The sequence below is a fragment of the Thermus altitudinis genome (assembly GCF_022760835.1).
Lineage (GTDB): Bacteria > Deinococcota > Deinococci > Deinococcales > Thermaceae > Thermus > Thermus altitudinis.
The window spans coordinates 1-14,625 of the sequence record NZ_JAKTNQ010000041.1; the positions used below are offsets into that span (position 1 = coordinate 1).

Sequence of the window (14,625 nt, forward strand, 5' to 3'; positions counted from 1 at the left end):
ACCCTACGGAAGAAACCCTGGAAAGCCCTATCTACCTTCTGTATAACATCCTGCAGGACCTGGGAATGGACACCTTTGTACTCCGGCAGCTCGGCCCGTATTTGGGGGAGATACCCCATCTGCTCATGGGCACTGATGGGCTTTTGGGCTTTCCTATAGGCATCCCTCCTTTCTTGTAGAGCGGCGTTATAGAGTTGACGACACAGGGAACGACACAGGGAAAGGACTTTCTCCAGGTCCTGCCTTTGGGGTTTAGTGGGGTAGAGGCGGTACTTGAAAGCCTTCTTGTAGGGGCTATCCTGAATGCGCTTCCCCTCCCATTCAGGTGGTGCCGGGTCCGGGGTGGAACACCGCTGGACCATTTGCTCCTAGTGTAGCCCACTGTGGGGGGTCCATGTATTCCCAGACTGAAGGTCCGGGGCATTATGGCGCCCCGCACTTCCCTTTTCTGTAACAAAACGATCAATCGCGGCAGGACATGGTCCCGGCGGATCTGCAAAAACTCCTTTCAGGCCAAGGCTAGAATCCGGTTCATAGGGCCTCCTGGGTGAGGAGGACAAAGACATCCTCCAGGGTGGGCTCCACCTCCGGGAAACCCGAAAGGGGGGCATCCCGCCTGGCGATAAGCCTGGTGCCTTCCCCGCTTTGCCAGGCCTCGAGGACCCCTGGCATCCCCCGCACTTCCTTGGGGGAAAGGCCGGGCGCGAAGAGGAAACGGGCCCGCTTCTTGGCCAGAGCCTTAAGCTCCTGCGGGGTCCCAAGGGCCAGCACCCGGCCCCCGAAGAGAAGGGCTAAGCGGTGGCACCGCTCCGCCTCGTCCATGTAGTGGGTGGTGACCAAGACCGTGGCCCCCCCTTCTGCCTCCTGGTGGATCAGGTCCCAGATGCCCCGGCGGGAAAGGGGGTCCAGGCCGGTGGTGGGCTCGTCTAGGAGGAGGACCTCAGGCCGGTGCACCACCGCCTGGGCCAAGGCCAGGCGCTGCCGCCAGCCCCCGGAAAGGTGGCCGGCCAGGGTCTTGGCGTACCTCTCCAGGCCAAAACGCCTCAGGGCTTCCTGCACCAAGGCTTGGGCCTGACGGCGGTAAAGCCGGGCGCGGAAGAGGAGGTTCTCCTCCACCGTGAGGTCGCGATACACGGACACCTCCTGGGGGGCATACCCGATCCGCTCCTTGAGGGGGTAGCGCTCCCTTTCCACCTCCCGCCCCGCTACCCAGACCCGGCCCGCATCCGGCCTCAGAACCCCCGTGAGGATGCGCACCAAGGTGGTCTTCCCCGCCCCGTTGGGCCCCAGGAGGCCGAAGACCTCCCCGGGGCGCACCTCGAGGCTCACCCCGTCCAAGGCCTTGAGGCTACCAAAGCTCCGCGTGACCTCCTCAACCCGCACCATACCTACCCTCCAGGTATCCCTTTACGTACGCCCCCTTGTCCAAGGGCAGGCGCACCCCCAAAGCCTCCCCCAAAAGGAAACGGGCCATCAAGGGACCCACAAAGGCCAAGGCCATCTCCTCCGGGGCCTCGTCCAGGCGGAGGAAACCCTGTTGTTGCTTGGCCCGGAAGAAGGCCATCACCCTTTCCAAGACCCTCAGCATGCCCTCCGGGGGGCCCGGGCCCCTTAGCTGGGGGTGGCGGAGGAGCTCGGCCAGCAGCTTGGGCAAGAAGGACTGGTGGGCCTTAAGGAGGTCCAGATAGGCCTCCAAAAGCTGTCTCAAGCCTTCCTCCAGCGGGGTATCCTCCTCGGGCAAGCGCTCCAGAAACCCTGCGGGGATGAAGCGGGAAAGGGCCACCCGCAAAAGGGCCTCCTTGCTGCCAAACCGCCGGAAAAGGGTCACCTCGTTGACCCCGGCCCGCCGGGCGATCTCCTTGGTGGTGGCCCCCTTATACCCCCGCTCGGCCAGAAGCTCTAGGGCAGCCAGAAGGAGCCTCTCGCTGGGGTCCATGCCTCCCGCAGCCTCATCCGGCTCTGAAAGCAAGCGCATACTTTCATGGCCAGGCTACCGCCCCCTCCCCTAAAGGTCAAGGTAGTGTGGCATACTCAACCCTAGGGGGAAACCATGAACCTACTGGACCGTCTAAGCCGCCTCATCCGGGCCAACCTCAGCGACCTCCTTCGCCGGGCCGAGGACCCGGAGAAGATCATCAACCAGGCCCTGGAGGATATGAAGGGGGCCTTAAGGGAGGCCCGGGAGCAGGTGGCCGCCGCCATGGCCGAGGGCAAGCGCCTGGAACGGGAGGTGGAAAGCCACCTTAAGGAAGCCTCCCTTTGGGAGGAAAAGGCCAAGGAGGCCCTTAAGGCCGGCCGCGAGGACCTGGCCAAGGAGGCCCTTAGGCGCAGGAAAAGGGCTTTGGACCTGGCCGAGGGCTTCAAGCAACAGGCGGAGGAGCAAAGGGCCCTTATCCATCGCCTCATGACCCAGCTCAAGGCCCTGGAGGCCAAGATCGACGAGGCCGAGGCCCGCAAGAAACTCCTCCTCGCCCGCAAGAAGGGGGTGGAGGCCGCCGAGGCGGTGCGGCGGATGGAATCCAAGCTGGATGCCCACCCGGCCCTCGAGGCCTTTGAGGAAATGGAGGCCCGCATCCTGGCCATGGAGGACCGGCACGAGGCCCTAAAGGAGCTGGACGGCCAGGACCTGGACAAGGAGCTCGCCGCCCTCTCCGCTGACAGGGACGTGGAGGAAGAACTCCTTCGCCTCAAGCGGGAACTGGGCCAGGCCTAGGCCGCATACCCCCAATACTCCCCCTAGACCCTCCCCGCTTGGGCCCTTTGCGGAAGCGCCCTATAGGCCATGCTTGGACTGAGGCAAAAAGTGTGGGCCGGCCCACGGGACCTAAGGGGTAAACTCCCTATCATGAGGCGGAACCTTATGGCCCTTGCCCTACTCCTCTCCGCCTGCGTCCCCCAGGCCACCCCACAGGAGGCCCGACCCCTCCTGAAGGAAACCGGCTTTTACCCCGCTACCACGGGGCTGGAGTGGGTGTATGTGCCCGAGGGGGAAGCCCTTTCCGCCCCGCCCTACCGGGTGCGGGTGGATGGCCCGGCCCTTTATGAGGGGCAGGAGGCCTTGCGCTACCGAAGCTTTGGCCGGGGGGAGGATAGGGTCTACTACCGGCAGGTGGGGGCCTTTGGCGTGCGGCTTTTAGGCTTCCAGGACCCTTCCGCCCGGGTGGTCTTCACCCCGCCCATCCTGGAGTACCCGCCGGAAGCCCTCCTGAGCCCGGGCTACCGCTGGGGGGGTAAGGTGACGGTGCGGGTGGAACTCCTCACCCCTGGGGGGCGGGAGCCCTTGGCCCAAGGCGGCCTGGGCTACTCCATGGAGGTGCTGGAGGAGCGGGAGGTACGCCTGCCTGCGGGCGTCTTCCGGGTGTACCGGATCCGTCAGGTGTATCAGGATGAGCGCGGCCAGGATGCGCGGGAGGTCTGGTTCGTTCCCCGGGTGGGGGAGGTGCGCACCCGGGAAGGCCGCATCCTGGTGGAGAAGAACTTCTAGGGGGAAAGATGGTACTGGACAAGGTGAATAGCCCTGAGGACCTCAAGGGTCTGAGCCTCGAGGAGCTCCTGGAGCTGGCCGAGGAGATCCGTAGCGAGATCATCCGGGTCACGGCGCAAAACGGCGGCCACCTGGCAAGCTCCCTGGGAGCGGTGGAACTCATCCTGGCCCTGCACCGAGTCTTCCAGTCCCCAAAGGACCGCATCCTCTTTGACGTGGGCCACCAGGCCTACGCCCACAAGCTCATCACCGGGCGCAAGGACCGCTTCCACACCCTGAGGCAGGAAGGGGGGCTTTCCGGTTTCACCAAGGTCTCCGAGTCGGAGCACGACGCCATCACCGCCGGCCACGCCAGCACCTCCTTGGCCCACGCCCTGGGCATGGCCATCGCCCGGGACCTCAAGGGGGAGGACCACCACGTGGTGGCGGTGATCGGGGACGGGGCCCTTACCGGAGGCATGGCCCTGGCCGCCCTCAACAAGATCGGGGAGCTGGGCAAGAGGATGCTCATCGTCCTGAACGACAACGAGATGAGCATCTCGGAGAACGTGGGGGCCCTCAACAAGTACTTCAAGGAGCTCCAGATAAGAAAGTGGGTCCAGGATGCCGAGAAGCTGGGCCGGAGCATCCTGGAGCATATCTCTCCCAAACTCTTTGGCCTGGTGGACCGGGCCAAGGAGGCGGCCAAGCTCATCCTGCACCAGGAAAACCCCTTCTATGCCTGGGGGATCCGCTACGTGGGCCCTGTGGACGGCCACGACCTAAGGGGCCTCATCCACATCTTGGAACACTTGAAGGAGCTGGACGGCCCCACCCTCCTCCACGTGGTCACCCAGAAGGGCAAGGGGTACAAGGTGGCGGAGGCCGACCCCATCTACTGGCACGGGCCTTCCGGCTTTGACCCCCTTAGGCCGGAAAAGGTCTCCAAGGGCTACACCTGGAGCCAGGCCTTTGGGGATGCGGTCACGGAGCTGGCCCACCTGGAACCCCGCCTCTTCGTCCTCACCCCCGCCATGCGGGAGGGCTCGGGGCTGGTGCGCTACTCCCTGGAGCACCCCGAGCGCTACCTGGACGTGGGCATCTGCGAGGACGTGGCGGTGACGGTGGCGGCAGGCATGGCCTTAAGGGGCCTAAAGCCCATCGTGGCCATCTACTCCACCTTCCTGCAACGGGCCTACGATCAGGTGATCCACGACGTGGCCATAGAAGGCCTTCCCGTCATCTTCGCCATAGACCGGGCGGGGCTGGTGGGGGCGGATGGGGCCACCCACCACGGGGTCTTTGACATCGCCTACCTGCGCACCATCCCCAACCTGCAAATCGCCGCCCCCAAGGACGCCTTGGAGCTCAGGGCCATGCTGAAAAAGGCCCTGGAGATCGGGGGCCCAGTGGCCATCCGTTACCCCCGGGACAATGCGGAGCGGGTTCCCGAGGGCAGCTGGCCGGAGATGGCCTGGGGCCGGTGGGAGGTGCTCAAGGAGGGCACCGAGGTTTACATCCTGGCCTTTGGCAAGACCTTGCGGTACGCCCTCGAGGCCGCCCAAGACGACCCCCGGGTGGGGGTGGTGAACGCCCGCTTCCTCAAGCCCCTGGACCGGGAGATGCTAAGGGGGCTTGCCCGCTACAAACTCCTCACCGTGGAGGACCACCAGGGGATGGGGGGGTTTGGCAGCGCGGTCCTCGAGGCCCTTAACGAGATGGGCTTAAAGCCCGAGGTAAAGGTCCTAGCCCTTCCCGACCGCTTCTTTGAACATGGTCCTATCCCGAGCCTCCACCGCCAGGCGGGCATAGACGCCCGGGGCATCCGGGAAGCCTTGGCCGAGATGGGCATCCTTCCCCTCCATGAGCCGGCCTGAGACCTTGCGCTTTGCCGCCAACCTCTATCGCCTTCCCGCAGAAGGGGGGTATTTCCTGGTGGATGCCGGGCTCCCTTGGGAGGCGGGAAGGCTTCTTAGACTTCTCCAGGAACCCCCCAGGCTCCTTTTTCTCACCCACCACCACCTGGACCACGCGGGCGGCGCCCGGGCCCTTTGGGCAAGGTTTGGCCTTCCCATCCTGGCCCATCCTCGGGAGTGGCCGTATCTCCTTAAGGAAAAGCCCAGGCTCCCCTTGCCCATCCCCTTCTTGGGCTCCTGGTTGGCCAACCTGGCCCCACCCCTTCCCCGGGAGGCCTTAAGGCCGGTGGAGGAAGGGGAGGAGATCCTGGGGTGGAGGGTGGTGGCGCTTCCCGGCCACACCCTAGGGCAGGTGGGGCTTTTCCGGGATGGCCTCCTCCTCGCCGGAGACGCCTTAAGGGGAAACGGCCTTCCCCCCCGGTTCATCAACGAGGATCACGCCTTGGCCAAAAGGACGGTGCGCAAAATCCTGGACCTGGGGGCGGAGAAGGTCTATGTGGGCCATGGAAAACCCCTCTCTCGGAAAGAGGTGGAAGCGTTGGCCCTTAGACTAGGGGTATGAAAAGACTCCTGGCCCTCCTTGCCCTGGGCCTTTCCGCCCTGGCCCAGGAAGTGGTAGTCTACCCTGGCTTTGCCGAGATTAGAGAACCCGTGGTCCTCCCCCCTTCCGCCTGGGCCTACCTGGCTGGGGAACGGCTTTCCAGGATGGTACCGGGATCCTTAAGGCTCCTTGGCGTGGAGGAAACAGAGCGGGTCTACCAGGGCACCGTGGTTCTCTTCCGCTACCGAGGGGAAGGCCCCGCTACCTTGCGCTACCTCTACACCGGGCTTTCGGGAGAGGTCTTCTATACCCTGGAGGAGGGGCGGCTCACCCTTTGGGCCCGGCTTCGCTTGGAAGGAAGCCCCCTCGAGGCCAAAGGGCTTACCCTCCTGGCCGGAGAAGCCCCCATTCTGGGCGTGGCCGAGGCCAAGGGCTTTCCCCTGCGGGCTCTTGCGGAGGCCGCTCCTTTAGGGGAAAGCCCTTTTGGCCTCTTCCGCTATGGCCTCCCAGCCAGAAGGCTAGAACCTGGGACCACGGAGATCCCCGCCCTCAAGGCCCAGGTGGACCCCAGCCGGCTTCTTCGCTATCAGGGGCCTTTTCGCACGGAGAGGTTTTTGGCCCTGGAACGGGGCTACCGCTTTAAGGCCCCCTTTCCCCTGGCGCCGGGGACTTTGGAGGTGGTGGAGGAAGGCTTCTTCCTGGGGCAGGCCCTGCTTCCCGCTACCCCTAAGGGGGAGGTGGCAGAGGTGTGGCTGGGACGGGACCTGGAGGGCCGGCTGGAACGGACGGTGAGCCTGCTGGGCCAAAGCGAAAAAGAAGCCACCTACCGGGTGGAAACCCGCTTCAAAAACCCCTACCCCTACCCCATCGCCCTCCTCCTCTCGGAAACCTTCCCCCAGCCCTTCCGCCTGGACTTCTCCGGGGCCAGCCTCCTTCCCCAGGGGTACCGCCTGGAACTGGCCTTGAAACCCCAGGAAACCCGCACCCTCACCTACCGCCTCACCCTCCCCCGCTAGGGACATCTGCCCCCGCCTCGAGGGCCCATGCTTTGGACATGAAACCTGACCTGCACCGCTTCCCCCTCCTGGTGGCCTGGGAAATGACCCGGGCCTGCCTTCTCGCCTGCTTGCACTGCCGGGCCTCAGCGGTGCCCGACCCCTTGCCTGGGGAGCTCACCACCGAGGAGGGATTAAGGCTCTTGGAGGAGCTGGCCACCTACACCCCGAAGCCCATCCTCCTGCCCACGGGGGGTGACCCTTTGGCCCGGCCCGACCTGTTTCTCCTCCTGGAGGAGGCCAAACGCCTGGGCCTCAAGGTGGGCATCACCCCCGCCGTCACCCCCCGGCTCACCCGGGAGGTGGTGGCCCGCTTCAAGGAGCTTTCCGTCCACCAGATGGCCATCTCCCTGGACGGGGCCACACCGGAAAGCCACGATGGCTTCCGGGGCGTTCCCGGCACCTTTGCCCGGGCCCTTAAGGCCCTGGAATGGGCCCAGGAGGTGGGCCTCATGACCCAGGTGAACACCACCGTGACCCGGAGGACCAAGGGGGAACTCACCGGCATCGCCGAGATCCTGGCGGCAAAAGGGGTGGCCACCTGGGAGGTCTTCTTCCTGGTTCCCGTGGGCCGGGGAGCGCTTCTAGAGCAGCTTTCCCCCCAAGAATACGAGGAGGTGATGCACCTTCTTTACGACCTTTCCCGCCGCTACCCCTTTAAGGTACGCACCACGGAAGGCCCCATGTTCCGCCGGGTGGCCCTGGAGCGCCGGAGACGGGAAGAGGGTGAGGACGGGGCCTTGGTGGGGGAGGGCCGGGGGGTGCACCTCTCCGACGGCTTTGGTTTCGTTTTCGTTTCCTCCACGGGGGAGGTCTACCCCTCCGGTTTCCTGCCCCTTTCCGCTGGGAATGTGCGGGAGAAGCCCCTTCTGGAGATCTACCGGCATAGCCCCCTCTTCCTGGAGCTTCGCAACAAAGCCCTCCTTAAGGGCAAGTGCGGGGTCTGCGAGTACCGGGAGCTTTGCGGGGGAAGCCGGGCCCGCGCCTGGGCGGAAACCGGGGACCACCTGGCCTCGGACCCCCGGTGCGCCCACCTCCCCAAAGGCCTAGGACAAATGCCCCTGGCCTAAGGAAGGGAAGTTCCCTATCATGGAACCATGAAGCGTGGGCTTATTCTGTTGGTATTTTTGGGTTCCCTAGCCCTGGCGCAAAGCCCTGGGGCCAAGCTCTACTCCGCCAACTGCCAAAGTTGCCACCTGGCCAATGGGCAGGGGGTTCCCGGGGCCTTCCCTCCCCTCACCCATCTGGACAAGGTGGTCCAGGCTAAGGGGGGCCGGGAATACCTGATCCGGGTGGTCCTCTACGGTCTCCAAGGAAGCCTGACGGTGGAGGGGAAGACCTATAACGGGGTCATGCCCCCCTTCCGCCAGCTTAAGGACCCGGAGGTGGCTAATCTCTTGAACTATATCCTCACCACCTTCGCCAAATCCAAGGCCAAGCCCATCAGCCCCGAGGAGGTTAAGGCGCAAAGGGCCAAGGCCAGGTCCCCCCAGGAGGTCCTCAAGTCCCGTCCCCCGGTCAAGTAGACCGGCGTACTCCCTCCCCCCGGGGCCTAAAGGCCCCGGGCCCTCTTTTCCCACCCCAGAAGTGGGGATAATGGATTTGTCGTGGAGCCTGGGTTCCACCTTTTCTACGCAAGGCGCCTGGCTTGGCGCTACCGGTTCCTCTTGGCCATCCCCTTGGCGCTCCTCGGCCTTTTGCACCCCTTTTTCGCCTTGGCCTCCCTCCTGCCCTTTCTGCTTCCCGCCCGGCTTTGGGAAGGGCGGGCGCTACGGGAAATCGCCCGGGCCAGCCTGGCCTATCCCACCGCCTTGGCCTATGGGGAGGAGCGGCTTTGGCAGGAGGCCCGCAAGGTGCAGATCCCCCTTCCCCCCTTTCCCCTGGGCTTGCTCGTCGGCTACCTGGTCCTCCTGGCCTTGGCCCTGGCCTCGTGGGCGGGGTTTCCCCCCAGGGAAGCCCACCCCTTCGGGTTCGTTCCCGGACTCGAGCGCCCTGCAACCCCCCAGGACTCCCCGGATAGGGGTAAACCGGCCGAAGCGCCTGGGTCCTCACCCGGTAAGACCACCCCAGCCCCGGATTCCCCAGGAAACCCCCAAGGGACGGCAACCGGCCAGGGCCAACCTGCCCCAGCCGCCCAAGATGGCCAAGCCCCGGGGCCTAGCCCCCAGGAACCTTCCCTGACCCCGCCCGAGGTTTCCCCTCAAGCCCCAGGGGAGGGGGGAACCCCAGGGCCCATAGACGGGCAAGGGGGATCAAGGACCCGTCCGGGCCTTTCCCAGCAGCAACCGGGAAAGCCTCAGGGGGCGGGCACCCCCACCCCAGGCACCTCGGGGCCTTCCCCAAGGGTGGAGGCCCCCGTCCCTTTGCCCTTTCCCGAGGCCACCGGCAAGGGGGAAGGGCTCTTGGGGCCAGGCCGCGAGGGAAGCGGCCAGGACCTTCCCTCTCCTTGGCGGGAAGGGCGTCCGCCCGAGGAGGTGCGCCGAGGGGTAGAGGTGTACCTGGAGCGCACCCCCCTGCCGCCCGAAGCCCGGGAGCTCCTAAAGCGCTATTTCAGCGGGCCTTAAGCCGGTTTAGGGCCTCGGCCACGGTGACCGGCCCCACCTCCAGGCGCTCCGCCATGGGGAAGGCCCCCATGGACCCCCCGTGGCCAAAACGGGCCCCCACCCGCAGGTCCACATCCCCAAGAAGCCCCCGCATGAGCTCGTGCTTCCTGCCGCCCTCCATGGCGGCATAGGGGTTTTCCCGGACCTCGAGGAGGCGCGCCTCCCCTCCCCGCTCAATCTCGTAAATGGCAAAGCGAGGGGCATGCCCAAAGGGGCCCGGGTACACCTTCTGGTCATCATTTTTGGCTAGGGCGATGGCCACGCGCATAGCCCAAGTATACACCCCTGGGGTATTATGGGGTCCCAGACCGCCGCCACTCCCCGCTCTTCCCCCCTGCCTTGTGGAGAAGCTGCACCCGGGAGATGACGAGCCCCTTGGAGGCCGCCTTCAGCATGTCGTAAACCGTGAGGGCCGCCACAGCGCAGGCGGTGAGGGCCTCCATCTCCACCCCGGTCTCCGCCTTGGTGCGCACCGTGGCCTCTATGCGTACCCTTTTGGCCTCCTTTTCCAGCTCCACCCTCACCTCCACCCCGGTGAGGGGCAAGGGGTGGCAGAGGGGGATGAGTTCCGAGGTCTTCTTGGCCCCCATGATGCCCGCCAGCTGGGCCACCATCAGGGGATCCCCCTTCCCCACCCCCCCTTCTTCCAAGGCAGCCAGGGCCTCCTCCGTGAGCTCCACGTAGGCCTCGGCGGTGGCGGTGCGGAAGGTGGCCGCTTTCGCCGTCACGTCCACCATGTGGGGCTTCCCGTCCTTAAAGTGCGTGAGGTCCATACCCTCAGTCTAGGGCCTACCCCCCAAAACCCATACCGCTCACAAAGCGCAGGATGGGTTCCCGCATGAAGTACACGAAGAGGAGGACCAGAAGCTGTAGCCCGATGAAGGGAATACCCCCCAGGTAGATATCCGCGGTCTTTACTTCCTTCGGGGCCACATTCCGCAAGTAGAAGAGGGCAAAGCCGAAGGGTGGGGTGAGGAAGGAGGTCTGCAGGTTCACCCCCACCAGGAGGCCGAACCAGAGCTTGTCTATGTTCAAGGCCTCGGCCCCGATGGCCAAAAGGGGCAAGGCGATGAAGGCGATCTCAAAGAAGTCTATGAAGAAGCCCAGCAGGAACACCAGCACCATCACGAAAAGGATGAACCCCACCTCGCCCCCCGGGAGGCCCGTGAGGAAGCCCTCCACCCAAAGGTCCCCATCCACCCCCCGGAAGACCAGGCTGAAGAGGGTGGAACCGATGAGGATGAAGATGACGAAGGCCGTGAGCTTGGCCGTGCCCTCCATGGCCCCGTAGAGGACCTTAAAGGAAAGCCTCCTGTTCAAAGCCGCCAGGATCAAGGCCCCCACCACCCCCATGGCCCCGGCCTCCGTGGGGGTGGCCAGGCCGATGAGCACGGTGCCCAGCACCAGGAAGATGAGCACCAAAGGGGGCACCATGGAAAGGAGGGCCCTTTTGAGAAGGGGGTTTTTCCGGATCCAAGGAAGGAGCACCAGGGTCCAGACCCCCAAGGCCAGGAGGACCTCCAGCCACTCCGCCCAGACAGGCAAAAAGCGCCCCACGGCATAGGCCCCCACCCCCACGAGCAGGTAGGAGAGCAAGGCAAAGGCCGCCTGGGCTTCCTTGCCGGCATCGGGGCGGGCCTCGAGGGGAAGGGCCGGGGCCCACCGGGGACGGAAAAGGGCCACGTAGATCACGTAGAGGAAGTAAAGCCCCACGGTGAGCCCAGCGGGAATCAGGGCCGCCTTGTACATATCCCCCACGGAAACCCCAAGCTGGTCCGAAAGCACGATGAGGACCACGCTAGGGGGGATGATCTGGGCCAGGGTGGCCGAGCCCAGGATCACCCCGCTGGCCAGGCGGGGGTTGTAGCCATATTTCAGCATGATGGGCAAGGAAATAAGGCCCATGGCCATCACGCTGGCGGCCACCACGCCCGTGGTGGCCGCCAGGATGGCCCCCACAAAGACCACGCTTAGGGCCAAGCCCCCCCTAAGGGGCCCGAAGAGCTTCCCCATGGTGTCCAGAAGATCCTCGGCCAAGCCGCTTTTCTCCAGGATGATCCCCATGAAGGTGAAAAAGGGGATGGCCAGGAGGAGCTGGTTGGACATGATGCCGAAGATGCGGTCGGGCATGGCCTTCAGGAGGGGGGCAGGAAAGATATCCAAGGCTATGCCCAAAAAGCCAAACACGATGCCCACCGCCCCCAAGGAGAAGGCCACAGGGTAGCCGGAGAGCAAGAACACCACCAAGGCCAAAAACATCAGGGGGGGCATAAGGCTTTCCAGGTTCATTCCAGCACCTCCCGTTCCTCCTCTTGGAGTTGCAGATGCCCCGTGAGGTAGGCGAGGCGCTTGATGAGCTCAGAAATGCCCTGCAGGGCCAGCAGGGCAAACCCCAAGGGCAGGGCCAACTTGATGGGCCAGCGGGGAAGACCGCCCACGTCGGGGGACATCTCCCTCCCCAGGAAGGAGCTCTGGGCCCAAGGCCAGGAGAGGTAGATCACCCCCACGGCCATGGGCAGGAGGAAAAACACCGTCCCCACCACCTCAATCCAAGCCTGGGTGCGCCTGGAGAAGCGACCAAAGACCAGGTCAATGCGCACGTGGGCGTTGTGCTTCAAGGCGTAGGACCCGCCCAGGAGGAAGATGAGGCTGAACATGTACCACTGGGCCTCGAGGTAGGCGTTGGAGCTGTAGTTGAACCCATAGCGCATGATGGCGTTGCCGGCGGACACCAAGGCCACCAATAGCACCAACCACACGGTTACCCTTCCCACCGCCTCGGTAAGCGTATCTATGGCTCTAGAAAGACCCAGAAGAAAGCGCATTCCCAACCCCCCTTGAAACCCGCCCCATCCTACCCGGGGCAACCGGGGATGTCAATGCGGGGTTGCGTCCAGGAGGGCTTTTTCCCTGTGGCCTTTCCATTTCAAAGCCCTAGCGGGCCCGGCGGATAGGAGCCACCAAAAACGCCCCCAAGAGGAAGAAGGCCCCCGCCAGCAAAAAGAGCACCAGGTACCCCAGGCCCTCCTCGCGGGCATTGAGAAGGTCCAGGGGCCGCCCGAAAGCCCCCGCCAACACCTGGGGCACCACGATGGAGGTCTGCCACAGGCCCATGTCGGTGGCGTGGGCCTCGGGGTCGCGAAGCACATCCGCCACCAAGGCCCAGTCCACCGCCAGGTAGACCCCATAGAAAAGGCCAAAGAAGAGGGACAAGAAAAGCATGACCTCATAGCGGGGAAAAAGGAGGATGAAGGGCATCAATAGGCCCAGGCCAACCCCCGAAAGGTAAATGAGGGGCTTGCGCCCGAGCCGGTCCGAAGCCCAGCCCGCAGGGATGCTGGCCAAAGCGGCCCCCAAGGAGATGAGAAGGCCCAAAAGGGCCACCGCCTGGAAGGGCTCCTGGGTGAGGGCCCGCCCTAGGGCCTGGAACGTCCGCACCACGTCCGCCAGGTAATACTGAAGATAGGTCTGGGCCAGGTAGAACCCCAGCATCACCAGGAAGCGGGTAAGGTAGACCAAAAGGAAGTCCCGATCCGTCCAGGGCCTGGCCATGGCGGCCCAAAAGGGCCTGGGGTTGGCCTTTAGGGGTTGGTCGGGGATGACCCGCAGGCTTAAGCCCGCCCCCGCCAAGTTCAGGAGGGCCGCCAGGTACGCCTGAAAGGCCAAAGGGAAAAGGAAGCCCACCGCACCCCCTAGGATCTGGCCGGAAACCTGCAACAGCCCCATGTACCCCGAGGCGGCACCCCGTTCCCTTCGGGGGACCAGGTCGGGGATGAGGGCGGAATAGGGGCCCGTGGCCAGGTCATCCGCCACCTGCAAAAGCAGGTAGGCCAGGAGAAGCCAGAGGTAGCTGGGCGCATGGACCAAAAGGAGGAGGGCCAAGGCGGTGAGAAGGCTTCCCGAGAGGAGAAAGGGCTTCCTCCGCCCCAGGCGATCCGAGAGGTAGCCCATGACGGGGGGGCCCAATATGGCCATCACCGCCCCCAGGGCGAAGAGAAACCCCAGCCTCGAGGCCTTCTCCTCGGGAGGGGAAAGCTCCGCCACCTTGGCGGGCAGGACCACCAAAAGGACCAGGAACCACTTGAAGCTGGTGGCGAACCAGTAGGCGGAAAGGGAGAGGAACCAGCTAGGCCCATGGCGCATGGGCCTCACCTTACCAGACGGTAGCCTCGGGAACCACCAGAAGGGGCAGGGAGCTTTGGCTGGAGAGCACCTCCACCATGCGCCCAAGCCGGTGGCGCCAGGTGCTCTTGGCCTTGGAACCCAGCACCAGAAGATCGGCCTCCCGGGCCTGGGCCAGCCGCAATAGGTCCAGCTCCTCCTCCCCCTTGCTGACCTCCACCACCCCGGAGGCCTGCAGGAGAGCCTCCAGGTGGGTCTTGGCCCTCTCCAAAACCTGGGCCAGGGCCAGGCCCCTGGGGTCCAGGTAGGTGGGGAAGCAACACCCCCCTTCCCTGCTCACCAGGTGCAGGGCAAACACCTCTGCCCCTAAGGCCTTCCCCCAGGCCTCGGCCACCCTAAAGGCGCTGAGGCTTGCGGGGCTTTCGTCCAGGCCCACGGCAATGCGTCGCACCTGGGTTAGGGCCTTGGGCAGAAGCAGCACCGGCACCTCCCCCCGGTGCAAGAGGTAGCGGGCAAGCCCTCCCCGGGCCAGGACCTCGAGGGCCCCCGTCCCCCGCTGCCCAAGGATAACCAAGCGGCTCTTCAACGCCTCCCCCGCCACCACCTGGGCAGGAAAACCCCGGAGTACCATAACCCTAAGCCCCATGGCGGCCAAGGCCTTTTGCGCCTCCACCTCCACCAGGCCTAGGGTTTCCTCCAACCTGGGCCTTAGGTGGGGGAGCCGACGGGCAAGGGCCTCAAAGTGACGACTCCCCGCTCTGAAGAGCGGGGCTTCGCGGTTCTGGGTTAGAGCACCTATCCCCGCAGGCTCCGTCCCAGCCCTGGCCAAGATGTTCACTGCCGCTGCTACGTCCCGGTGGAGGAGAGTGCCGCAAGAGGGACACGTGAACTCCCTGACCCACAGGGGCCTCTTCTCCCGGTGACC

17 protein-coding genes are annotated in these 14,625 nt (G+C 65.0%); 8 read left to right on the plus strand and 9 right to left on the minus strand.

All coding sequences use genetic code 11. The features are described 5' to 3' along the window. From L0D16_RS11230 to L0D16_RS11240, 3 genes are all read right to left on the minus strand, one after another. Window positions 1-362: helix-turn-helix domain-containing protein (locus tag L0D16_RS11230; RefSeq protein ID WP_243032146.1), on the minus strand; the 362-nt coding region annotated here is incomplete at its 3' end. A 169-nt stretch (window positions 363-531) separates the two neighbouring features. Further along, window positions 532-1,386, minus strand: coding sequence for a heme ABC exporter ATP-binding protein CcmA (ccmA, locus tag L0D16_RS11235; RefSeq protein ID WP_243032149.1), 855 nt, complete (start codon window positions 1,384-1,386; stop codon window positions 532-534). After that, complete coding sequence (locus L0D16_RS11240; protein ID WP_423247871.1) at window positions 1,373-1,975, minus strand: TetR/AcrR family transcriptional regulator; 603 nt, start codon at window positions 1,973-1,975, stop codon at window positions 1,373-1,375. Before L0D16_RS11240 ends, ccmA begins: the two co-directional genes overlap by 14 nt. 75 nt (window positions 1,976-2,050) lie before the next feature. On the opposite strand from L0D16_RS11240, the gene L0D16_RS11245 reads away from it, so the two are divergent. The 8 genes from L0D16_RS11245 (at window position 2,051) to L0D16_RS11280 (ending at window position 9,539) form a co-directional block, all read left to right on the plus strand. Then, a complete protein-coding gene (locus L0D16_RS11245) occupies window positions 2,051-2,713 on the plus strand; it encodes a PspA/IM30 family protein (RefSeq protein ID WP_243032153.1) in 663 nt (220 codons plus the stop codon). Between the two features lie 132 nt (window positions 2,714-2,845). Continuing rightward, window positions 2,846-3,484: a hypothetical protein gene (locus L0D16_RS11250; protein ID WP_243032156.1), complete on the plus strand. Its 639-nt coding sequence runs from the start codon at window positions 2,846-2,848 to the stop codon at window positions 3,482-3,484. An 8-nt stretch (window positions 3,485-3,492) separates the two neighbouring features. Further along, window positions 3,493-5,340 carry a 1-deoxy-D-xylulose-5-phosphate synthase gene (dxs, locus tag L0D16_RS11255; protein ID WP_243032164.1) on the plus strand — a complete coding sequence of 616 codons (1,848 nt, stop codon included), beginning with the start codon at window positions 3,493-3,495 and terminating at the stop codon, window positions 5,338-5,340. After that, window positions 5,327-5,941, plus strand: coding sequence for an MBL fold metallo-hydrolase (locus L0D16_RS11260; protein WP_243032167.1), 615 nt, complete (start codon window positions 5,327-5,329; stop codon window positions 5,939-5,941). Before dxs ends, L0D16_RS11260 begins: the two co-directional genes overlap by 14 nt. After that, the gene (locus L0D16_RS11265) at window positions 5,938-6,936 is read left to right on the plus strand and encodes a DUF4139 domain-containing protein (RefSeq protein ID WP_243032168.1); all 999 of its coding nucleotides are present in this window, start codon (window positions 5,938-5,940) and stop codon (window positions 6,934-6,936) included. Before L0D16_RS11260 ends, L0D16_RS11265 begins: the two co-directional genes overlap by 4 nt. 38 nt (window positions 6,937-6,974) lie before the next feature. Next, the gene (locus tag L0D16_RS11270; RefSeq protein WP_243032169.1) at window positions 6,975-8,045 is read left to right on the plus strand and encodes a TIGR04053 family radical SAM/SPASM domain-containing protein; all 1,071 of its coding nucleotides are present in this window, start codon (window positions 6,975-6,977) and stop codon (window positions 8,043-8,045) included. Between the two features lie 27 nt (window positions 8,046-8,072). Continuing rightward, window positions 8,073-8,501, plus strand: a complete 429-nt coding sequence (locus L0D16_RS11275; RefSeq protein ID WP_243027947.1) for a c-type cytochrome — start codon at window positions 8,073-8,075, stop codon at window positions 8,499-8,501. Between the two features lie 81 nt (window positions 8,502-8,582). Then, complete coding sequence (locus L0D16_RS11280) at window positions 8,583-9,539, plus strand: hypothetical protein (protein WP_243032176.1); 957 nt, start codon at window positions 8,583-8,585, stop codon at window positions 9,537-9,539. On the opposite strand, the gene L0D16_RS11285 is transcribed toward L0D16_RS11280, so the two are convergent. From L0D16_RS11285 to L0D16_RS11310, 6 genes are all read right to left on the minus strand, one after another. Beyond that, entirely contained in the window at window positions 9,526-9,846 is a 321-nt protein-coding gene (locus L0D16_RS11285; protein ID WP_243032179.1) for a NifB/NifX family molybdenum-iron cluster-binding protein, read from the minus strand. The genes L0D16_RS11280 and L0D16_RS11285 overlap by 14 nt on opposite strands. Before the next feature lie 25 nt (window positions 9,847-9,871). Further along, complete coding sequence (gene moaC / locus L0D16_RS11290; RefSeq protein ID WP_243032180.1) at window positions 9,872-10,351, minus strand: cyclic pyranopterin monophosphate synthase MoaC; 480 nt, start codon at window positions 10,349-10,351, stop codon at window positions 9,872-9,874. Between the two features lie 16 nt (window positions 10,352-10,367). Beyond that, window positions 10,368-11,867: a TRAP transporter large permease gene (locus tag L0D16_RS11295; RefSeq protein ID WP_243032183.1), complete on the minus strand. Its 1,500-nt coding sequence runs from the start codon at window positions 11,865-11,867 to the stop codon at window positions 10,368-10,370. Next, complete coding sequence (locus tag L0D16_RS11300) at window positions 11,864-12,403, minus strand: TRAP transporter small permease subunit (RefSeq protein WP_243032186.1); 540 nt, start codon at window positions 12,401-12,403, stop codon at window positions 11,864-11,866. Before L0D16_RS11300 ends, L0D16_RS11295 begins: the two co-directional genes overlap by 4 nt. A 109-nt stretch (window positions 12,404-12,512) precedes the next feature. Beyond that, window positions 12,513-13,721: an MFS transporter gene (locus L0D16_RS11305; RefSeq protein ID WP_243032187.1), complete on the minus strand. Its 1,209-nt coding sequence runs from the start codon at window positions 13,719-13,721 to the stop codon at window positions 12,513-12,515. 10 nt (window positions 13,722-13,731) lie between these two features. Beyond that, the coding region (locus L0D16_RS11310; RefSeq protein ID WP_423247872.1) for a universal stress protein at window positions 13,732-14,625 on the minus strand (894 nt) is incomplete at its 5' end.